23 protein-coding genes and 1 riboswitch are annotated in these 21,959 nt (G+C 37.6%); of the genes, 18 read left to right on the forward strand and 5 right to left on the reverse strand.

Annotation, left to right across the window (positions count from 1 at the left end; translation table 11 throughout):
* The first annotated feature begins 1 nt into the window (after position 1).
* The 11 genes from H171_RS06475 (at position 2) to H171_RS24085 (ending at position 9,742) form a co-directional block, all read left to right on the forward strand.
* Complete coding sequence (locus tag H171_RS06475; protein ID WP_242977077.1) at positions 2–316, forward strand: hypothetical protein; 315 nt, start codon at positions 2–4, stop codon at positions 314–316.
* Between the two features lie 176 nt (positions 317–492).
* Positions 493–1,047, forward strand: a complete 555-nt coding sequence (locus tag H171_RS06480; RefSeq protein ID WP_100304419.1) for a hypothetical protein — start codon at positions 493–495, stop codon at positions 1,045–1,047.
* A 34-nt stretch (positions 1,048–1,081) separates the two neighbouring features.
* Positions 1,082–1,516 carry a hypothetical protein gene (locus H171_RS06485; RefSeq protein ID WP_007950055.1) on the forward strand — a complete coding sequence of 145 codons (435 nt, stop codon included), beginning with the start codon at positions 1,082–1,084 and terminating at the stop codon, positions 1,514–1,516.
* Positions 1,509–1,862, forward strand: coding sequence for a hypothetical protein (locus H171_RS06490; protein WP_242976887.1), 354 nt, complete (start codon positions 1,509–1,511; stop codon positions 1,860–1,862). Before H171_RS06485 ends, H171_RS06490 begins: the two co-directional genes overlap by 8 nt.
* Positions 1,863–1,930: 68 nt before the next feature.
* Positions 1,931–2,377 (forward strand): hypothetical protein, encoded by a 447-nt coding sequence (locus H171_RS06495; protein WP_242976889.1) that lies wholly within the window; start codon positions 1,931–1,933, stop codon positions 2,375–2,377.
* Positions 2,377–2,760 carry a hypothetical protein gene (locus H171_RS06500; protein ID WP_100304421.1) on the forward strand — a complete coding sequence of 128 codons (384 nt, stop codon included), beginning with the start codon at positions 2,377–2,379 and terminating at the stop codon, positions 2,758–2,760. Before H171_RS06495 ends, H171_RS06500 begins: the two co-directional genes overlap by 1 nt.
* Before the next feature lie 73 nt (positions 2,761–2,833).
* Positions 2,834–3,325, forward strand: coding sequence for a hypothetical protein (locus H171_RS06505; protein ID WP_100304422.1), 492 nt, complete (start codon positions 2,834–2,836; stop codon positions 3,323–3,325).
* A 25-nt stretch (positions 3,326–3,350) separates the two neighbouring features.
* Positions 3,351–3,848: a hypothetical protein gene (locus H171_RS06510; RefSeq protein ID WP_100304423.1), complete on the forward strand. Its 498-nt coding sequence runs from the start codon at positions 3,351–3,353 to the stop codon at positions 3,846–3,848.
* Positions 3,849–3,862: 14 nt separating this feature from the next.
* Positions 3,863–4,207 carry a hypothetical protein gene (locus tag H171_RS06515; protein ID WP_242976892.1) on the forward strand — a complete coding sequence of 115 codons (345 nt, stop codon included), beginning with the start codon at positions 3,863–3,865 and terminating at the stop codon, positions 4,205–4,207.
* Between the two features lie 51 nt (positions 4,208–4,258).
* Positions 4,259–8,626: a hypothetical protein gene (locus H171_RS24555; protein WP_242976893.1), complete on the forward strand. Its 4,368-nt coding sequence runs from the start codon at positions 4,259–4,261 to the stop codon at positions 8,624–8,626.
* Positions 8,627–9,568: 942 nt separating this feature from the next.
* Positions 9,569–9,742 (forward strand): hypothetical protein, encoded by a 174-nt coding sequence (locus H171_RS24085; protein WP_157803126.1) that lies wholly within the window; start codon positions 9,569–9,571, stop codon positions 9,740–9,742.
* A gap of 15 nt (positions 9,743–9,757) precedes the next feature.
* Here the strand turns inward: H171_RS24085 and H171_RS24090 are convergent, their stop codons facing one another.
* Together H171_RS24090 and H171_RS06525 are read right to left on the reverse strand one after the other, a co-directional pair.
* Positions 9,758–9,895, reverse strand: a complete 138-nt coding sequence (locus tag H171_RS24090; RefSeq protein ID WP_157803127.1) for a hypothetical protein — start codon at positions 9,893–9,895, stop codon at positions 9,758–9,760.
* 553 nt (positions 9,896–10,448) lie between these two features.
* Positions 10,449–10,820: a PH domain-containing protein gene (locus H171_RS06525; protein ID WP_100304424.1), complete on the reverse strand. Its 372-nt coding sequence runs from the start codon at positions 10,818–10,820 to the stop codon at positions 10,449–10,451.
* Between the two features lie 288 nt (positions 10,821–11,108).
* On the opposite strand from H171_RS06525, the gene H171_RS06530 reads away from it, so the two are divergent.
* The 4 genes from H171_RS06530 (at position 11,109) to H171_RS06545 (ending at position 15,256) form a co-directional block, all read left to right on the forward strand.
* Positions 11,109–11,582 carry a peptide-methionine (S)-S-oxide reductase gene (locus H171_RS06530; protein ID WP_100307441.1) on the forward strand — a complete coding sequence of 158 codons (474 nt, stop codon included), beginning with the start codon at positions 11,109–11,111 and terminating at the stop codon, positions 11,580–11,582.
* Between the two features lie 246 nt (positions 11,583–11,828).
* A complete protein-coding gene (locus H171_RS06535; protein WP_100304425.1) occupies positions 11,829–12,545 on the forward strand; it encodes a hypothetical protein in 717 nt (238 codons plus the stop codon).
* Positions 12,546–13,114: 569 nt separating this feature from the next.
* Positions 13,115–13,570, forward strand: coding sequence for a hypothetical protein (locus H171_RS06540; RefSeq protein ID WP_100304426.1), 456 nt, complete (start codon positions 13,115–13,117; stop codon positions 13,568–13,570).
* Positions 13,571–13,678: 108 nt separating this feature from the next.
* On the forward strand, positions 13,679–15,256 hold the full coding sequence (locus H171_RS06545) for an N-acetylmuramoyl-L-alanine amidase family protein (RefSeq protein ID WP_242976895.1): 1,578 nt from the start codon (positions 13,679–13,681) through the stop codon (positions 15,254–15,256).
* 222 nt (positions 15,257–15,478) lie between these two features.
* On the opposite strand, the gene H171_RS06550 is transcribed toward H171_RS06545, so the two are convergent.
* Both H171_RS06550 and H171_RS06555 read right to left on the reverse strand, forming a co-directional pair.
* Entirely contained in the window at positions 15,479–15,694 is a 216-nt protein-coding gene (locus H171_RS06550; protein WP_025233407.1) for a hypothetical protein, read from the reverse strand.
* Between the two features lie 582 nt (positions 15,695–16,276).
* Positions 16,277–17,059, reverse strand: coding sequence for a SagB/ThcOx family dehydrogenase (locus H171_RS06555; RefSeq protein WP_100304427.1), 783 nt, complete (start codon positions 17,057–17,059; stop codon positions 16,277–16,279).
* 986 nt (positions 17,060–18,045) lie between these two features.
* A riboswitch (cyclic di-AMP (ydaO/yuaA leader) is annotated at positions 18,046–18,175 on the forward strand.
* A 147-nt stretch (positions 18,176–18,322) separates the two neighbouring features.
* On the opposite strand from H171_RS06555, the gene H171_RS06565 reads away from it, so the two are divergent.
* The 3 genes from H171_RS06565 to H171_RS06575 all read left to right on the forward strand — a co-directional run bounded on the left by H171_RS06565 (position 18,323) and on the right by H171_RS06575 (position 21,611).
* Positions 18,323–19,558, forward strand: coding sequence for a cation:proton antiporter (locus H171_RS06565; RefSeq protein WP_100304429.1), 1,236 nt, complete (start codon positions 18,323–18,325; stop codon positions 19,556–19,558).
* Positions 19,559–19,592: 34 nt separating this feature from the next.
* Positions 19,593–19,937, forward strand: coding sequence for a hypothetical protein (locus H171_RS06570; protein WP_100307442.1), 345 nt, complete (start codon positions 19,593–19,595; stop codon positions 19,935–19,937).
* A 279-nt stretch (positions 19,938–20,216) separates the two neighbouring features.
* Positions 20,217–21,611: a L,D-transpeptidase family protein gene (locus H171_RS06575; protein WP_242976896.1), complete on the forward strand. Its 1,395-nt coding sequence runs from the start codon at positions 20,217–20,219 to the stop codon at positions 21,609–21,611.
* Between the two features lie 99 nt (positions 21,612–21,710).
* Here the strand turns inward: H171_RS06575 and H171_RS24100 are convergent, their stop codons facing one another.
* A complete protein-coding gene (locus tag H171_RS24100; protein ID WP_157803128.1) occupies positions 21,711–21,935 on the reverse strand; it encodes a DUF6774 domain-containing protein in 225 nt (74 codons plus the stop codon).
* Between the last annotated feature and the right edge of the window lie 24 nt (positions 21,936–21,959).

Genomic DNA, 21,959 nt, shown 5'->3' on the forward strand with positions numbered 1-21,959 from the left:
AATGGAAATCTTGGCTGACATGAGTACATATCTTGGTGACGAAGTAAGCGAACAGGATAATCCGGTTCTGCTCATTCTCATCAATCGGGCAATTCGTAAGGTGAGTTCCAAGCGTTATCCATATGGGTATACTGACACACAAAAAGAAGCGGCGGTTTCAAAGTACCGGGATACGGTCTTTGACGCTGCTGTTTATTATTGGGCGAAGCAGGGAAGTGAGGGGCAGAGCTCGCATTCTGAAAACGGGATTTCCCGGGGATATCAGAATGAAGATGATCTTTATTTTGATGTGGTGCCTATGGTAAAGACTTTATAACTTATATTTTAGACGGTGCGTGTCTGGCTAACCTCCCGGCCGGACGCAGGGTGTATGTCAGTAAATGGTGGTGGGCAGGCATACTTATTATGTCTGGGAGGAATACTTTAATTGAATAACTTCTTTTATTTGCTATCATTATGTTTTATAATGGTTGTGAAAGGAGTGTAGTTCTTATGGAAAATACATTAAGTGAATTAATAATCAATCTATTAGATGGAAATTTTATTTCAACAATTCTTGGGGTTTTGGCTGGAGGAATAATTACTATAAAGATAAATGAATGGACTAATAAAGAAGTAATTAAAATGGAGATAAAAACTAACTTATGGAAGCAGCTTGCTGATTTATTAAATACGGCGGACGATAATATTGTAGTATTTAAATCATTAGTACAACGTGAGGATATGCAGTTAATTGATTACATAATCTCTTTTCAAAAACTTATTGATGATTTAGTTAAAATTTTCAAAAAAGTTAATGATATGCTAATAAATTACGGATTCTTATGCATTGATGTACCTAATATGACTTTGGAACTAAAGGAAATTTTAATAAATATGCAAAATAAAGATATTCAAAGTATTGAAGAAATAAAAGAAGCTCTAGAAATAGTGAGGAATTCTTTTATATTACTAGGTATTGGATTACAAAAAAGTTTACTGAAGGGTTTATATAAGAAAAGTGACTATCGAAAATTATTAAAAATCGGAAAGAACGCATCAAATTAAGCGTTCTTTTTTATTTCGAATTAGGAGTTGACATGTGAGAGGGTTGAAGCGTAACCAGAAATCATTATACTATCAGCTTTATTCAGAGCATATCCCGGTTTATGAAACCGATTTGGACGGCAATATCATCTATGATCCAGTGACTGGAGAACCACTTCGTACTGGTGATTATACTGTAGGGTATGCGGACCCGGTGGAGTTCAGGGCGAGGGTGTCTGCAGCCAGAGGAGAAGCCTCGACTGACCCATTCGGTGTGAATACCGAGTACGACAAGACAATAAGTGATTGCAGCATGAAGCTGCCGATTGATGAGTTGTCCGTACTGTATGTAGATAAGAAACCGGAATTTGACTCTGATGGTAATCTAATGAATAAACCGGACTACAAAGTTGTCAAAGTGGCAGGAGATATCAATTCTACGCTCTATGCTATTAAACAATTGCCAGATGGAGGTGCGAAGAATGGTTAAGTACAAAAAGAAACCAGTGGTATTTGAAGCCTTTAGATTTCAGCTTGATGATGTAATGCCAGACTGGTTCAATGAAAAGCGTATTAAAAATGAAATTATTACTCATGAAGATGGAACGTGCGATATAAAGACGCTTGAAGGGACTATGAGAGCCGACAAAGGCGATTATGTAATTCTGGGCGTAAAAGGCGAGATATATCCCTGTAAGCCGGATATATTCGAAGCAACCTATGAAAAAGTTTGGCCTTTATCTTCATTACTAGAAAATCAAAAAACAGATGTTGGTTCTATGACTGATGAAGAATGGAAAAAATATCTTAATCGCTTAAAATGTCCAGGAGAGTAATTCGAGGAAACTTTTCCTCAAAAGGAATCCAGGACATCATAAACCAACTTAAGCAGTATAAAGCAGACTTGTACCGAAAAGCTGAATTGCTATGTCAACGTTTAGCGGAAGCCGGACAGACAGTTGCCCTGCAAAGCATTAGTGAATCCCCCTTAGGTAAAACAATTACCCTCTGGGTGGAAATGGAGCCGCGGAAAGACGGTTGCAAGGCCATTCTGGTTGCTACCGGGCAAATAAAGTCTAATGACTACGGCACCATTAACACCTTGCTTCTGGTTGAGTTTGGAGCCGGCGCCTTCTATAATCCGTCAGATAATCCGAAAGCCGGAGAGATGGGATATGGAATCGGAACATTCCCCGGACAGATCCATGCCTTTGAAGATGGGTGGTACTATTGGGGCGAAGATGAGAAGTGGCACTACACCCATGGTACAAAAGCCACAATGCCAATGTATAATGCTTCTTCGGCTATACGGACGCGAGTGGCGGCCATTGCAAAGGAGGTTTTCCAGTAATGCTTGATATTTCCTCTTTGGTTTATACCCGGTTGGTGAATGATGAAACACTGAAAAAATATATCAAAGGAAGCGGCACCACTAGGAACGATACACCTTCGGCTTTTCCCTACCTTTATTTCAAAAGCCTGGGCCAGCCGACAACAAGCAGTTCTCTGCAGAACAAGCAGTGTGCCATATCTGCTGATTTTGAAATTATTGTATATGATTCCGGATCTTTCAGCAAGGCAAAACAGTTAATTTTTCTTGCGGCAGATATAATGACAGAATTAGGGTTCACATTAAAATTTGGTCCTCTTGAAGTGGATCGTTCTAATACAACAGAAGCATATCGCTGGATTGCAAGGTTTCATAGGACCTATTGCGAGGGTGATTTGATATAAAAATAAGAGCAATTAACTTTGAGCTTCGTCTAATGGTGAAGTTCTTTTTTATGCAAAAAGGAGGATATGACCTATGGCAAAAGCTGTAGATTTATCAACTGCCGGTATCCATGTCGGATATGGGATCGAAACAACAACTGGAACAAAGCCCACAACCTTTACTGATCTGCCGAATCCCAAAAGTATTCCTGACTTTAATCCAGAAGTAGGTAGCTATGATGTAACATCTTTGAATGATACTATCTGGAAACGTTATATTGATGGGCTGAAAGATCCGGGAGGAGCCCTTGCAATCACGTTTGGTATGTCACAAATGTTCCTGGATATGTGGGAAGCTCTTTGTGATGAGTATGATACGGCTAAAATATCAAATAAACGTATGTGGCTGGAATTTTATCACCCGAGACTAACAAAGGCTTTTTACTTTACTTGCGTGCCAGCAAGATTAGGTTGGGCGGCTTCCGACGTTGACAATGCTTGGGATACCAGTATATCTGTTACACCAACCGGAGAAATCGGGTGGGATGATCCTATTGTTCCAACTGAACCATCGGAAGAACCTTAATAAAAAGTATGGGAGGTATTAAAATATGAGGATTTTAACGATTGGCGGTAAGGACTATAATGTGGAATTTTCCTTTGAAGCTGCAGAGTATAAAGATTGTGTGGACAGTATATTCAAAGTTATTTCTGGCAGTTACATTATGAAGAATGGGCCAACTGATGAGAATGAAAAGATATCTGTTGCAACGGCCATATTGAATGGTACATCTGATATGGTTTCAGACATTCCCAAAATCGCTGTTACGGCTCTTTATGCCGGCTTGCTGGAAAACAATCCGGTGGAAAACGAACAGGCAGCCAAAGCTCTATTTAAGCAGTTTGTCAAGGAGAAACCAGACGATGAGCGTGCTTCATTCTGGGGAATGTATGATTTTCTGAGAGACTGCATGGAAGAAGATGGTTTTTTCAAACTCACCGGAATGGACAAGGTAATTGCTCAGATGAGCGAAGCGGCGGAAGAACAGAAGTCCAAATCCGGGAAGATACCACAGGATCACAAAAGGAAATCAACTTCCACAAAATAATCTGGGAACAGTATTTGCCAGAAGCATTAAATATGGGGGTTCCGTATGATTTATTCTGGCGGTTAAATCCTCGGAAGCTTCTGCCATTTGTAGAGGCATATCGAAGAAAGCAGCAACAACGTAGTGACGAAATGTGGCTCATGGGCCAGTATGTTGCTTCAGCTTTGGACGCTACTGTATGTAATGCAATGCCATTTATTAAAAGAAAGTGGAGAGGTAAGTATTTTGAAGAACCAATACGTGTAACACCAAAGACAGAAGAGGAAAAGCGGTCAGAAAGTGAAAAAGCTTTACAAGGGTTCATCTTTGCTGCTGGAACAATGGAAAATGATATGAAACGTAAAAAGAAAGGCGAGTGATAGACGAAAATTCACTCGCCTTTTTTTGTATGTGCAAAGGGCGGTGAAACCATGTCAGATGTTATTGATGATTTAAAAGTCCAAATAGACGCCAGTACAAATAGTGCTGATGCCAAAATTGATAAATTCATACAAAAGATGATGTCTCTGCAATCTGCCATATCCGGGATTGAAATGTCCGGTGCAAGTCAGGTGGCCTCTGGCATAAATCAGATTGCTTCATCTATCCAAAGCTTTAATGAACGGACTAAAACTGCGGATTTTTCCAGAATAACCGTAGGGCTTAATAAACTGTCGGCGGTTGACGTTCAGGGAGTAAGCAATACCGCTCACGCCATGGAAAGCTTTGCAAATAGTATAAATGGAATTGGTAATCTCAAATTTGATACGGAAACTCTGAATAATATTGCAAATTCCATTTCAAAGCTGGGACGTGCTTCGGTTACGGAGGCAACACAGAATCTGGAATTTTTAAAAACCAGTATGGCAGATTTTGTTTCCGGAATGAACAATGTGGGAAGTCTGAATTTTAATCCGGATTCTCTATATAAACTGGTGTCCTCAATAAGTAGGTTGGGTGGTATTAATGCCACACAGGCGGTAAAGAACCTTCCGCAGATTTCAACCTCCCTGCACAGTTTTGTTTCCAGTATGAATTCTGTTGGCGGTGTCACGTTTAATATTGAGGGACTTAATTCTCTTGTGAACAATATTAGCCACCTTGGTGGGGCAAAAGCTACACAGGCCACAGCAAACCTTAAGCCAATAAAGGACCAGCTTTTAAGGTTTGTGAGTGGTCTGAACGGGATAGGTGCGCTCAATTTTGATACAAGTGGGTTGGAAAATCTCGTTTCTTCTATAACAAAGCTGGGTGGAAAATCTGCAAGCAATGCAATTCCTAATATTCAGAACCTTGGAATATCCTTAAGAAATCTGATGGCCACTCTGTCCAGTGCCCCACGGGTCAGCAATAATCTTATTCAAATAACAAATGCTCTGGCAAAATTGGCTTCCAGTGGTTCCAAAGTGTCAAGTGCCAGCGTTGCAATGAGTAATGGTTTGAAATCGTACACAGGTCGGACGGGAAAAGCCATGTTAGGAATAAAGGGGCTTGCAGCGTCTATTGGAATGTTCTACGCCAGATGGTGGGCGGTAATTCGTGGAATGAAAGGTCTATGGAAAGCAACGGAAGCTTCTATGGACTATATTGAGACATTGAATTATTTTGACGCCGCCTGGGGGCAAGTAGCAGATGCCGGGGTAAAAAACTGGGAGAAGTCTGGCTATGAATCAGCAGAAGCCTATGCCAAATCATTCAGCAAACGTGCACAGGAATTAACGGGGAAAATGTCCGGCTTCATGGCAGATGAGAATGGGAATTTAAAATCTACCGGTGCGGTTAGTCTTGGTATTGATCCAGAAAGGCTTATGAATTATCAGGCTACTTTTGGTCAGATGGCTTCCTCTATGGGAGTAGCCTCTGAAACGGCCCTGCAGCTATCTAACGCTTTAACTATGATAGGTGCAGATCTTGCTTCCGTAAAGAACTTGAATTTCAAAGATGTATGGGAGGATATGGCTTCCGGCATGGTCGGCATGAGTCGGACTCTAGATAAATACGGCGTAAATATCCGCAATGTAAATTTGCAAGAAAAATTAAGTGAACTTGGTATTATGGCAAAGGTTTCGGCTCTAAATCAGCAGGACAAGGCCTTATTACGTGCCATTATCTTATTGGATTCCACTCGGTACGCCTGGGGAGATTTGGCTAGCACTTTAGACGCGCCTTCAAACCAGTTACGACTTCTACAATCAAATTTTGCGAACCTTGCAAGGACGATAGGGAATTTATTTCTGCCTATTGTTGCCAAGGTTCTTCCTTATATTAATGCTCTGGTAATAGCATTACAGCGGTTATTCTCATGGGTCGGCGGACTTTTGGGTATTAAGGTAGGGGATTTCAGCTCTTCTATTGGTTCTGCCGCCACAGACTTTGGAGATATGGAAGATGCAGCAGATGGGATTGCAGATAGCACAGGAGATGCAGCGAAAAATACTAAAAAGATGGCAGACAATTTACAAGGTTTTGATAAATTAAATGTCGTAAGCTCAAAAGATTCTTCTGGTGGTAAAGGTGGTAGTGGCGGCGTCGATGGAGGTTTATTAGATGAAGCTTTTTTGAACTCTTTGTCCGAATATCAGAAAGTTTGGGAAGCTGCATTTGCAAATGTGGAAAATAGTGCACAGGCAATGGCTGATAAAATTGTAAATGCATTTAAGGTCGGTGATTATTACGGTATAGGAAAATACATAGGAGATGGCTTAACAGGGGCTTTAGAAAGTATAAGCTGGTCTGCAGTTTATTCTATTGCGGGTGGATTCGGTACGGGATTGGCAGAATTTTTAAATAGCCTTATTTCGCCTGAATTGTTTGGGGCAGTAGGTAAGACGATTGCAGGGGCTTTAAATACTGCTCTGTATACCGCGCTTGCTTTTGGCATAGCTTTTGACTGGACGAATCTGGGATATTCTAGTGCCAATGGAATTAACAATTTTTTCAATACATTTGACTTTGCTTCTGCCGGAGCGGCGGTTAACGTCTGGGCTAAAGGTCTGTTAGACGCATTAATAGAGGCACTGGATAATATAAACTGGTCTCTAATAGGAACTAAAATTGGAACATTCCTTGAATCTATAGATTTCATTGAAATAGGTGGAAAAGTAGGGGAAGCAATATGGAAAGCCATAAATGCAGGTATAGAGCTTTGGGGGAGTTCTTTTAAGACAGCACCTGTTGAAACGACAATGCTTACAGCATTTGGTCTGCTGAAATTCACAGGACTTGGAAAGTTGTTGTCTGGGAAAATAATGCGATCACTGGCTAAAGGATTGTCTTTCTCTGGAATTGGAACATTACTAGTAAAAGCATTTCCTAGAAGCACTATTATAACCACGATAACTACAACTATGGCTCAAACTGGTGCTTCTTTACCATCAGTATTGTTTGGTGTGATATGGGTACCTATACAGACTTTTTTCACTACAACATTACCTGGATTAATAGGTGGAGCAATAAGTGGTTTAGGTGCAAGCATTGCCGGTGGAATAGCAGCATTGGCCGCAGCTCTTGGAATAAGCGTAACTGCCGCAGCTGCACTTGTGGTAGGTGTAGTTGTTGCAGCTATAGCCACAGTAGTATATGCTTTTACACATTGGGATGAAATTAAAGAATTTTGGACAAAGAAAGTTCCTGAATGGTGGAACACTTCCGTGTTGCCTTTTTTTGAATCTATTCCAGATAAACTCTCTGCAGTGTGGGATAAGGTAAAGTCTACAGCTACTTCTTCATGGGATAAATTGATTCAATATCTGACTGGCATACCGGGGAAAATAGGAAATATTGTTACAGACATCGCTGATTGGTTTAATGAATTACCTGGGAAGATTGGATATGCTTTAGGGTATGCTCTGGGAACCATTACAAAATGGGGCTTAGAAGTAGCAGAATATATGGCTAAGAAAATCCCCGAAATAATAGCTTCTGTGGTAAAATGGTTTTCTGAAATGCCTGGGAAGATATATACTGGAATTTCTACCTTTATAACAAATGTTGCAACCTGGGGAACAGAAATTTACAATGCATTTAACCAAAAAGTATCTGAAATAATTGTCGGCACTGTGAAATGGTTCTCTGAAATGCCCGGGAAGATATACGATACAATAATAAAAATCAAAGAGAAAATATCAACATGGGCCACGAATACCGTATCATTTTTTAAAACAGAGGTTCCTACTATTGTAGATAAGGTGATAGAATTCTTTGGAGAATTACCGAAGAAAATGGTTACTATAGGCGAAAATGTCATTAAAGGTCTATGGGAAGGTATTACGAATTTGACGGACTGGCTGGGAACTGGTATCGCCTCTTTTACTAAAGGCGTAATTGATGGGTTTAAAAAAGGCTTTGATGAACATTCTCCCTCGAAAAAAGCGTTCCAGATTGGTGATTATTTTACCATCGGAATGATGAATGGTATTGAGGATAAATTTGGTGTAATTTATTCTAAAGTAGATTCTTTTGCTGACAAACTAACAGATTATAATATTTCTCTGCCATCAATAGATACCAACGTACAAGTCAGCAGGGAATTCTTTGATATGGTAGATACAAAAGCCTCTGTTTCCTACGATACACCTTCTTATGATTTTAAGGCCGGCATATCCGCAGAATTGCATGCAGCGTTATCTGGAATTATTGATTATGAGAAGATGGCAAAGACTATGGCACCGATTGTAGCTGATGCGTTAGAGCATGCAGATATAAAAGCAAAGATTGGTCAGCAAGAAGTTTGGAAAAGTACAAAAGATAGTTGGAATCAGGATTATAGAAAGTTAAAAAAAGCACCAGTACCAATTTGATTTAAGGGCCATAGACTCTTCCAATGTGGATAGCCTATGGCCTTTTTTGTTTTATTATTAAAATAGCAATTTAACCGCTTTAGGCGATAACCTTGGTGGCAAGAAAACCATTTCCGGGGTCACTGAGGTAACCCTTGATGCCAATGGATACGGCCTAGTTAATTTTGGCTATGTGTTTGCCAACACCTACACTAATGTTATTATTAGTAACAATACGGGGTTGTATTTCCAGTACGAAATCTACCCTGGAGGTTTTGGCGTGTGGGTATTTGATGCAAATGGAACAAAGCTAATTAATACGAAAATCTGGGTCACATGGATAGCTCATGGGACGGCAAAATGATCATTTAATATTTTTTGACAAGTGATTCTTAAACCAATTTGAAGGCTCCCACATAAATGTCATCTATAAATAATTGAAGTACTCCTGCATCATCCCATCTAATAGATGCCCTGGAGGTTATTCGATAATTGAGAGCATTTGTTGTATTATTCAATACAGTATTCGTGTTTTCCAATGCACTAGCATTTGCTTTTAATGCTAAATTGCTATTTTATCTACATTGTTAAAAAAAGAAAACGAAATTAAAATATATTGATTTAAAGTAAATAGTAACACACTATACAACAAAACAGAGAAACGCACTGTATTTAAGCCATTTCTCTGTTATGTGAAAAAACTGTGAATGAATGGTGTTAGCTTTTTATAAACGATTGTAGACGATTTTTACAACTATAACCGATTATAAATGAATATTCTGTTGTAGTGTCTGTCGAAGATTCTGCAGTTATCAACGTTTCGTCTTTCCCAGAGGTTGTTTTACCTCTACAAGCGGATACGCTGATGATATAGCACATAATGCTGCTACAAATAACTTATTTTTCATATTCATTCCCCATTTCTTTTTGCAGCGCCTGGGGCCGGAGGGAGAAAGGGGAACTATGGGAGAGGTACAAAATAGCTGCGAACATTGCAAGACACTGATTGAGTATATTGGTGATATTGATGAAAACAGGGATCAATTAAATTATTGCCCGGTATGCGGTAGAAAAATTAATGAAGAGCTTCCTGAATGGAAGCAGCACTTAGAAAATCGTTTTGCAAAGGTAATTTAGGATTTTTCTTTCTATTTAAAATGCTATTGCTAAAATAATAGCCAAGGTACAATAAAGTACTACTCCATCAATATTCTTATTTCTCCAGCACCACAATGCCATTATCAAATCAAAAAACGTTACAATCACACGTGAAACAACAATAATAGTCATTATATATACCTCCTGTTATACTTCCTTCATTCTCCTGAAAGCAAGTATGAAAAATACAATTCTATTTTCTAAGGCAATAATACCAGATACATAAATAAAAGAATGATTAGTTTGATAAACAGTAGTTTTTTTGTTATGAACTACAGTAAGTCAGGACTGATAAGCAAGAAAGGAAAAGTAATAAACATGGGAAAGCTGAAAATGTTATCTGGTGAACTTTAAGAAATAGTCTTTCAACATTGGAAACTTATGAATTAAACTGATATTTGTATATTCTTAACCATTCAATATCCATGTGAGTATAAATTCTATCTATTAAATCTTTTTATGGAATGTCCCATATTTTTTTCTGGCCTAATCATCAATACCATATTCTTTTGCGAACATTATCATCCTTTTTAAAAAAGAGTATAAAAATAGCACTAAACCGGTTTAAAGTTTAGTGCCAGAATGGTATAATATCTTTGCAATAGAGGTGTATCGGTACAGCCGGTATAATTTATGTGAAGCCGTTCGGTGTTGGCAGCATCGGGCGGTTTTTACTGTTTATGAACTATAAAGTATAAGAAGCTATAAGTTGACCAATTCGCTCTATATCACATGTACCTGTAAATTCGAATTTGACTTTACCTGCACCGCTGAAATATACTTCTAATTCACTATCTAAGTCGAATACTCCAGAAGTCTCAACGGAGAACACTTGTATTTTTGAGTATGGCATTGATGTAAAGTCTTTCTTTGTTCCAGTCATTCCTTGAACATTTACGGAAATAATACGCTTATTTGTAAAAACAACGTAATCGCGAATGCCTTTGTAGCATCCTATGGTCTCTTCGCCAGAGATAAAAAGTTTGGTAACTCCATCTGCAATGGAATTATCTACCTTTTTCAGTTTTACAAAAGAACCATTTTTAAAATCAATCATACTCATTCCCTCTATTTCTTTAGATTTTTATTATAAAGCCAAAGGCTATTCTAATTCTTAAATTATTTAAATAAGCATTTTGAATCTTCTTCTGAAAACTTTAGAACACACGTTCAATATAGTTAATATATCACTTTTAGATTGCTGTGTCAATGAAAAAGGGGGGTTAAGAAATTAAAACGGAGATAAAAAACGTGGTAAACGTAATTAATATTGATAGTTAGTAAGTATGGTGATATTCTACTCATGAAGGTTATTATATTTGACGAAAGAAAACAGGTGAATACTATGGTTGAAACAATATATTTTGCAGGTGGCTGTCTATGGGGTGTACAAGCATTTATCAAAACACTAAAAGGTGTTATTAATACTCAGGCAGGACGAGCAAATGGTTATTCAAATACTCTAGAAGGCGAGTATGATGGTTATGCTGAATGCGTAAAAACAGAATTTGACCCTGATATTGTAACTGTTTCTCAACTAATGGATTATTTTTTTGAGATTATAGATCCTTACAGTATGAATAAACAAGGTAATGATGTGGGAAAAAAATATCGCACAGGCGTATATAGTAAAGTACCTCGACATTTGGAAGATGCCAAGAATTATATAACAGAAAGAGCGGATAGGGGCAAAATTGTTGTGGAAGTTCTTCCGCTTATGAATTACGTTAAAAGTGCAGATGAACATCAAGATAGATTGGATAGGTGCCCTAATGACTATTGTCATATTCCTAAAGATTTATTACAAAAATATTTATAACTCGCTGTTATGAGCATAATACGAAGCTGATAAAATCACGCAGATTATCAATCCGTATTTTAATAAATTTTGCTTAGGTACGAAGAAATTTCACGTTAAAAATAATTGCATTTCCTTATATGGGTTATTGAAGGAAAAACAGGATTTACCTACTGCAAGCTGCTTTACAGGTCTAACCTTATATATTTATTTTATTTGCCGATACCATATATAGCAATGAAAAGTAAAAAGAAAAGGGGGTAACTTATGTATATTGGTAAATTGAACAGGCAGATGACTTCCCTAAATATCAATGCCATCAACCGTTCCGCCGCTAATCAGACAGAGGCCTTGTTTGGAAAAAAGAAAGACGATGTGAACCGGGATACCGCCGTCATTTCTCCTGTTGGCAAAAACCAGAGTATGCTAGAGCTGCTGATGAAGCAGAAGGAGTTCTTACAGGAGCAGAAAAAGTCCCTTATGGACTCATCTCAAGATAATGGAACTGATGTAAAAGCACAGCTGGAAGAATACGAAAAGCGACTGGAGGAAATCGACAATCAGATTTCTCAACTTCAGGCAAAGCAGGCAGAAGAAACGGAGGATGAGGGCTCTGATGGTAGGATCTACGATAAGCCAAAGACAAAGGAAGAAGCCCAGGCAGACCAGCTAAACGGCATCTCCGCTCTTTCTGCCAACCAGGAGCAGGCGGAAACAATCCACCAGGAGAAAAAGCATTTGGCTGGAACCATCCGGGTCCTGGAGGCTGAAATATCCAGAGGCAATGGCAATATAGAAGCCAAGTCTAAAAAGGTGACAGAGCTTAAGGACCGGTCTCTTGAACTCGACGATAATATCAGTCAGAATTTGCAGAAGGTTCAGAAATCCATTGAAGAGATAAGGAACGAAACTAGCGAGGCTGTTATCGATGACGGCGAAGACATGAAACCGACGGAAAAAATGAGCAAGATGGGCAATAAATAGTACAATCGAAAACACCTCCTGCAATCTATTTTCGTTAATTGCAGGAGGTGTTTTAAGTTATAACCTGTGTACCGACATATTATTAATTTATGCATTATAAATTAGCACTAGTAGTAACAAATGATGCAACAAACGATATAAAACTAAAAAATCTTTTCTATATCCATTCTAATTCAAATCTCCATGTGAGTGTAATCTCTATCCTTTAAATCTTTTATGGAATGTCCCATATATTATTTTCTGGCGTATTATCAATACCATATTCTTCTTCGAATTAAAGTATACGGCCACCATGTAGAACATGACCCCAAATGCCAAGTTCGGATTCCTTCTTCAGTAAATTCAATCATTTGCTTTTTATGATATTTGTGATCTCCTGTTGATATAATAATTAGTTGTTTTTCTATAATTACAGACTTCTTAAGATTTGAAATTTTTAATGTCAATTTTTTACAAATAGTTTACTTATTTTTACAAAAACATAAACTTCATTGACTTAAAATTGCTTCAGATTATATACTTTAACTAAATTTATAGTAACCTATGTAATTATAAGGAGGTCAAGATCTATGAAAAAAAAGCATTTAGCGGTTACAACTTTATCTATAGCATTAGCCATAGGAAGTGCTATGTCATCATTTGCTGCAGGATTTGTGAATACCCCGCAGGGGGTAAAGTACCAGTGGGGTTCTGGTGATTATTGTACGAACAACTGGGTCAATTACAAAAATCATTGGTTCTTCTTTGGTAATGACCAGCTTATGCGTACCGGGTGGATTCAAAGGGATAACACATGGTATTACACCGCTGACACCGGTGAACTACAGGGCGGTATTATGAAGATTAATGACAATGTCTACTACTTTGACACCAATACCTTGAAAATGGTAACCGGTCCCTACACCTACAATGGTGTCACACATAACTTTACTGAAAATGGAACCACTGACGGTGGCCCATACGTTTACACCGAATGGAACAGTGATGGCACCATCAGGCGTGGCGTAAAATTTGGTGTCCGTTAAGTGGGGGACTGCTTTTTATATTTAACGTAACGGAGGCCAGAAAGTACGCGCCCATGGTTTAGCTGTAATAATATATTTAATATAATAAGAAAAAGCAGGTGAGTTTTTATGAAGTACCTTAAGAGGTTGGTAGCCTGGGCTTCTGTAATAACAGTACTCTGGATTAGCCTTCCACTTGAATCCCTGGCAGCTTCATCGAAAACTATATCGTCGGTGATTATTTATGTAGGACTGAAGGATTTGGAAGAAGGAAAGACGTTACCGTCAGAAGTTTCCTTTAAAACAACGGAGAAATCAGGAAATTATGTCTGTTGCAATAATAACAGGTATGAAGTTACAGATTTAAATTGGATAACCTCTGATAATAAGGAAATGATGATTGGTTCAAAGCCGAAGATGAAAGTAACTTTACGGGCTATAGATTCCGATGAATATGCGTTTAAAGGAGGATATAATTCCGGTAATGTGTCAATAAAGGGAGGGGAATATGTGACCTCCAGCCGTTCCAGGGCAGATACCTTATATGTGACATTTACGTTTAATCCTTTAAAAGGAACCTATAATTCACCTGAAAGTGCTTCCTGGGGGGATTCAGGAATCGGAGATGCCGAATGGAGCGAAGGGGAATACAGTTCCGGAGCATATGATGTCTATTTATATCGTGGAAAAACAATCATACAAAAGGTTGAGTGTTTAAAAAAAACTTCTTATAATTTCTATCCTTATATGACAAAAGCAGGCAGTTACATTTTTAAAGTCAGAACTACTTCAGGTACGGAAACGGAAAAGAAATACGGAAAGAAAAGTGAATGGACAGAATCTGATGAAGCATATCTTACGGAAGAAAACGTGTCTGATGGAAGTGGACAGAATGGATCATGGAATTCAAATTCGGAAGTTGGTTGGATTAGGAAAGGGAATACCTGGTATTATAAGTATCCTGATGGTACCTATCAAAAATCCTGGGCAAATATAAATAACAAATGGTATATGTTTAACAGCAGTGGAATGATGGTTATTGGATGGAAGCAGAGCAACGATCACTGGTATTATTTTAATAGTAATGGAGACATGGTGACTGGCTGGATTGTTTCCGGTAATAACTGGTATTACTTAAACCCTTCGTTAGATAATGGAGTGGAGGGAGCTATGCATACTGGCTGGAGACAGATCAATGGAAACTGGTATTATTTTAATACCAATGGTTCCATGGCAATTGGCTGGGTTATGTCCAATAATAGATGGTACTACCTAAATCCATCAGCGGCCTCTGGTGTAGAAGGAACCATGATGACTGGCTGGATTGTTTCCGGTAATAACTGGTATTATTTGAACCCTTCGTTAGATAATGGAGTGGAGGGAGCTATGCATACTGGCTGGAGACAGATCAATGGAAACTGGTATTATTTTAATACCAATGGTTCCATGGCAACTGGCTGGGTTATGTCCAACAATAGGTGGTACTACCTAAATCCTTCGTCAGCCGTTAGCATAGAAGGGGCCATGGTAACTGGCTGGGTATTCTATAATAATAAGTGGTATTATACAGATTCTGCCGGAGCCATGCAATCAGGCTGGAAACAGATAAATAAAAACTGGTATTATTTCAATAGCGATGGGGCCATGGCAGTCAACACAATTATCAACGGATTCTTTATTGATAAAGATGGTACATGGTATAAGTAATTAAAAACAGGAATGATAGTTTTATCGCAAATCTCCGCCTTAACTCATGCTGTTAATAGTGATATTACAGCTGTTGTTAACGATGTATTATGAATAATATTAGCGTATGATAAGTGATGACTGCAGACTTATGCAAAGATAATGGAATATAAGAATTAAATAATATAAATGTTCACTTTACAAAAAAGAGGTAGAGATATTGATGTCTTTACCTCTAATATTTTATCCATGGACGAGCATTCCGCACTCTTCACAATATAGCCAAGTAGACTTATTACGAACTTTATTAGGTGTTTTAATCCTTTTAGCGTTGGCATTATTATACCCACATACAGGACATATAAATTTGGTTTCGCCATACCAGCCTATTTTTTCTAAAGCATTTAATCCTGTTTCAATAAAAACAAAACATTCATCATTTTTTAATTGTTTTTCCATTGCAATTACTCCTTTGCGTCTTTTCATAATCAGTATATCATATTTAGAAATAAAAATCAAACATATGTTCGACAAAGTATTTAAAAGCAGCAATCACATTATTAAAGGTATCTGTACTGTATGTATTTGCCATGGCGGCATTTATGACATTAGGATTTACCATATCGAGGCCGGTATTTGACTCTAAGAGTGATGTATGCGGTACTGATGACGGCTACAAAAATGAAGCCTAGCGTGAGTTTTTCATGCGATCGTTGATTGTTTACAAATTCGGCAGATGATGGTAAATAGGAAAATAGAACTTAAGTATTAAATTATGAGTATGTACCCGGATTCGAAGGTTGGGGTATCTGAGTATTTGTAAGGGAAAAGCCCAAGCAACGAAAAGGTAGGTTACTCAGGCTTGTACACGAGATGGGTCACAATTATAATTGCCATAAAATCAAATTATATTCGCAAATTGTGATTTTCTTGATCAATCTTCAATTTCAGTGCAAACGGTAAAACTCCATCGGATACTATGTGTTCCGATCAAGATAATGAAGCTTACATAATAACTAATGTATAATTAGGGTAAGAATTTTATTTTACTTTCCCCACGGCAGCAAGGTAAACGATATATTCATTTATACCATCTAATCCAAGTAATTCATCAAATGCCTCCTGTACATACCCCGCAATTGCACAAGTGCCACACCCAATTCCTTCACATGCCAGATATAAATTTTGACATATATGACCAATATCCAACAACATTAGTCTGTGAGCTTCGCAATGGTATCGCCATTCACCACGATATGGGATACAGGACCATAAAAATACAACCGGAGCCCGTCCAAACCACTTGGCTTCGCTATAATAACCTTCACCACCATAAGCATAGATAAGTTTATCTGTCAAATCATCTACATAATGACATAAAGCCAGCTTATGTTCTAAAGGCATATAAATATAAATACCTTTATCTAAACCTGCCACATTATTAACTGCAAGATATGTCTCACTGGAATGCCTGCCACCTGCAGAAGGAACTGGGCGAAGGGTTATATGACCGGTATTTTTATATGCAGGTATCACTTTCTGCACACCTTGAGTTGACCACAATAAAAATGACAACTCTTCTAATGTAATTGGTTTATCTTTATAATTTCGTCTACTTCTACGATTATTAAAGCAAGTGTATAAATCATTGTATTTAACAGTTTTTTTATCAACTGCCGGAAGATCAATGATTTTTAATTTGCCATCGGTTGTTTTCGCAGCACTTGGTGGCGGCATACCACGCTCTTGATCGGATATAAAGTCACGTTCAGGAAGATCAAATCCACTTTTCATAAAAGTACGATTATCGTTAAAATTGTCCATATTGTGTTCTCCTTTTATCAGAATATCATGAATCCATACAATCAATAAACATAAACGTCATTCCCTTTGTGATGTGCGGGACATTATTAAACCTGTCATCACTCCGAAAAGCAGCATAGATAAAAACATTTCGATAAAATGCGCCCATCTGACCGGATCAGGGAAAAGAAAGTTTGGAATAATGAGTAAAATAGCCGTATTCAGGTATATCAGGCAGATATTAATGATATACTCTCTCCGATGGTTCCACCCCATATAAAGCAGAGGCAAAGCGGCTATCCCCAACAGAGCGCCTCTCATAAACTGGAATGGGTAGATGGCCGGATTCTTTCTCCAGTTTTCTATCAGCTTAGCCCAAAAGCCTATGTCCTACGAATCGCCGGAGTAAAATATCCTCACGGCTTCCGATCTCCACGCGACAAAATAGCCGAAAACAAAGTTTACGATCATATAGGCAAACTCGACCAGAACAATACTTATCACGAGCTTAATCGCATTAATAGGGGAAATAGAAACAGATTCCCTTGATTTTCTTTGCTCCACATTTTAACAGCCATTGGGACGGATGCTAATAGCGGCCGTCCGTGCGCTAGCTTCCTTAAACGCCTGTGAGAATGGCATTATACCATTCACAAGAATAAATACGATTGTATATGTTGCAAATACATTTAAAAATTAGACTATGTTTTTCATATTGCCCCCTGATTTATTTTATTATAAAAATTACCCCATGTGGTTTCGAATCTGATCACAGCTTGCTTGCGGCACGGCTGTATTATATTTAGTATAGTCAGTATAGATTGAAGTTGATAAAAAGGCAATAAAAAATTTAGTTCCACATATAACATTATGCAGATACTAGGTATAAATGATCGTATTGACAATTTCACCCAGTCCAAACGTTTCAAGTCAATCGGATATTCTCACTCCGCTTTTAGCTATGAGGTTAGTCTAATTTGACTATTTCACTTATTCATGCTAAGGTTAATGAAACAGCTCCGAATATCTTTCTGATAGTGGGGGAACCAATCTCAGGGGTGAATCTTAGTTTTAAGAGGGGCAACTTGGGAGCCCTAATCCGTCAGCTAATCCCATAGGAGTATACCAAGCGAATGACGAAGCTCAATATGAGTTAGTTTATCCGCTTTTTTGATGTGCCAAAATATACCAACAAGGAGGTCTTGTAGTAATAGGGTATTGATATATGCAAAAAGCGTTAAACGTATGTCATAAGGTTTAATATTATGATGTGGAGGAACAAAATTGAATTTTCTATTGAAAATCAGTATTGTAATATTTGTTGGAATTATAGGCGGGAAAGCAGCCAGAGTCTTTAAGCTTCCCAATGTATCCGGTTATCTGGTAGCAGGATTGTTTTTAGGGCCATCTTTTTTACAATTTATTAGTTCAAGTGACATGGAATCGTTTTCTGTAATTAATGAATTGGCTTTAGCAGTGATTGCCTTCAGTATAGGTAATGAATTTGTCATTAAAGATATGCTGAAATTAGGGAAATCCATCGTAATTATTACTTTGGCAGAGGTCGTTGGAGCCATTGTTATTGTTTTTACTGTTATGTATTATTTATTAAATCAGCCTTTTACCTTTTGCATTGTAATTGCATCAATGTCAGCTGCAACGGCACCAGCCGCAACTTTATTAGTAATAAGACAGTATAACGCTCATGGACCATTAACAAAAACAATATTACCTGTAGTTGCTTTAGATGATGTGTTTGGAATAATAGCTTTTGGAATTGCAATGTCTTTAGCAACACTATCGACAGGTCAACAGGATTTTTCCATAGTACAAATGTTTCATGGACTGGTTATTGAGATAGGAGGCTCTGTTTTACTTGGTTTGGTTCTGGGGATTATTCTAACTATTTTTGCAAAGAAATCAAGTGGCCGTGACGAGCTTCAGGCAGCATCGCTTATGGCAATTGGAATTGCAACAGGAATATCTATTAGTTTAGGACTATCCCCTTTATTAACGTGTATCATGATGGGAACCACCGTGGTAAATACATTAAAAAAGTCGAAGAGAGTTTTTGACTCAGTCAATGATTTTGCATCACCAGTTTACATTTTATTTTTTACATTAGCTGGTGCCAGCCTGGATATAAGTATTTTAGTTAGCGTAGGAATTGTGGGGGTCGCTTATGTAATTGCAAGGGCCGGTGGAAAAATGCTGGGTGCATGGATCGGTGCGAAAACTGTGAAAGCCGATCCTAATATTACAAAATACCTCGGTTTGGGATTACTCCCTCAAGGCGGTATATCCATTGGTCTTCTTGTGCTGGTACGTCAGCAATTACCGGAATATGCCGTTGCTATTGGTACCATTATCATGTTTAGCGTATTGATTTATGAAGTAACAGGACCTATATTTGCTAAGCTGGCGATACAAAAGGCTGGTGAAATTGATCAATTGGAGAATAAAGAAGAAAAACATAATCACAAGAATAATGTTGTTCATATTTCTCAGTCATATGATTAATCTAAGTATAAATATTAAAATTGGGGGTGGAATTATGTATGTTCTATTTATTGTTTTAAATGCAGTTGACAGTCTGGATGATATTTTATCCGGATTTGTAAGGGAAGGAATTAGTGGAGCAACCATATTGGACAGCCAGGGTATGGGAAGTGCTATTGTGAATAATGAGAATAGGAGTGCCCCATTATTCAGCGCCTTACATATGCTTCTAAGTGATTCGCATCCTTATAGTAAAACAATTTTTACCGTTCTTGAAAACGAAAGTTTATTAGATAAAGCGGTAGCAGTTGTTCGGGAAGCAGTTGACGGTATATCAGGTATTGGGGGAGGATTTATGTTTACAGTTCCCATCGGTAAAGTTTATCAGATGAATCGATAATCTAATCGCTGTAGGAGTTGTACTCGTAGGACCATACTTGTTGAATGTTACAGTACCTTCCGAAATGTACAAGCCATGACTAAAATATCATATTTTACAGGGGTGTTGCAGAGCAAATACATTGTTCTGCAGCACCTTTTTTACGTTACAAATAACCGTCAGGAGGTATTTAATATTCGCATTCGAAGATTTAAGCTATAAAATTGGAAATGCGTACATATTATAAATTGAATATTATGCTGAAGTATAGTGCATGATATTTTTGATGAGAGGTATAATATGTGGAATGAGAAAATGAAAGTACGATCCAAAAGAGGAATTAAAGGAAATACAATAATTGTTATTGCTTCCGTTATACTGATATATTTACTTGTATCTTTATACTTTATAAATCATTTCTATATTTCCACTGTAATAAATGGAGTAAATGTTTCGTTAAAAGCGAATGATGATGTGGATCGGCTAATGGGGAACTACGTAAAAGACTATAAGCTGCAACTAATAGAAAGAAACGGGGAAGTCGAATATATAACCGGGCGTGAGGTTGGATTGGAATACAGAGGAGAAGATAATATTAAAAATCTTCTCCATAAGCAGAATTCTCTTAAATGGATCGTTTCATTATTTAAGGATCAAAAACTATATTCGAGTGATTTATTTACTTATAATAAAAAAGCCCTGGAAAATAAAATAAGCGAATTAAACTGTTTAAATAACAATCTGATAGAACCACAAAATGTGGGTTTTAAATATTCTAACGGTTCCTATGAACTCGTGGAAGAAGTGTATGGTAATAAAATAAGGAAAGATAATTTAGTGAAATCAATTCAGTCGGGTATTTTAATGGGAGAGACTAAATTAGATTTAAATGAAAGACTTTGTTATGAAAATCCCCAATATACCTTAACCTCAGCTAAAACTCATAAAACCAGAAACATTTTAAATAAGTACGTATCAACCAGTATTACCTTTACATTTGGTACCAAAAAGGAAATACTAGATGGGAATATGATACATAAATGGTTACATGTAGATGATAATCTGGATGTGGAAATAAACAAGTCCTCTGTTGCGAAGTATGTGAATGGATTGAGCAAAAAATATGACACTGTCGGAATCACAAGAAACTTCCAGTCATCGGTTGGGAAAGTAGTAGAAGTAAAAGGTGGACTTTATGGTTGGAAAATTAATCAGGATGCAGAAACTAAGGAACTACTGAAAAATATAAGCCATGGGCTGATACTTACCAAGGAACCTGTTTATACACAAAAAGCTTTGTCCCGAGATGAGAATGAGATAGGCAATACCTATGTAGAAATTAACATTACCAGGCAGCATATATGGTATTATAAAGATGGGAAGTTAATTATCCATGGCCCAGTGGTAACAGGGAATCCTAACAGAGGATATTCAACTGTGGTTGGAGCCTACATGCTTAACTATAAGCAAAGAGATACAGTCTTAACTGGGCCTGGTTATGCGGCGGGTGTGAAGTACTGGATGCCTTTTTACGGGAATATTGGAGTTCATGATGCGAGTTGGAGGCATTCCTTTGGAGGTGAGATATACAAAAGAAATGGCACGCATGGATGTGTAAATGCTCCCTTATATTTAGCAAAAACGATTTTTGAACATATAGAAGAAGGGATTCCTATTATCTCCTATGAAGAATAGCAAAAGAAGTTTAATTTGTACCTAGATGTGAGATTTTATTAAGAAAGAACGCTCTTAACAGGGCGTTCTTCAGGCTGCATACAAAGTACATTATATGTTTTAAGATTTTCCATCTGTATTATCAGCATGATCAGAGGAGGTATTTGAGGAGGATTTATCGTTTGCAGATGAACTACAGATTGAACGTCGAACAGCGATTGCATTTAATGAATCACTTAACAATAGCGTGTCTGCAGCCAAAAGTGATAATTCATCATCATTTAAACAATCTGCTATTTGACAAGCCAATGCAGAAATAAATAATACATCGCAACAGTAACTCATATGATCCCTCCGATTATATATATG

Origin of the sequence: [Clostridium] celerecrescens 18A (assembly GCF_002797975.1) — a bacterium.
Lineage (GTDB): Bacteria > Bacillota > Clostridia > Lachnospirales > Lachnospiraceae > Lacrimispora > Lacrimispora celerecrescens.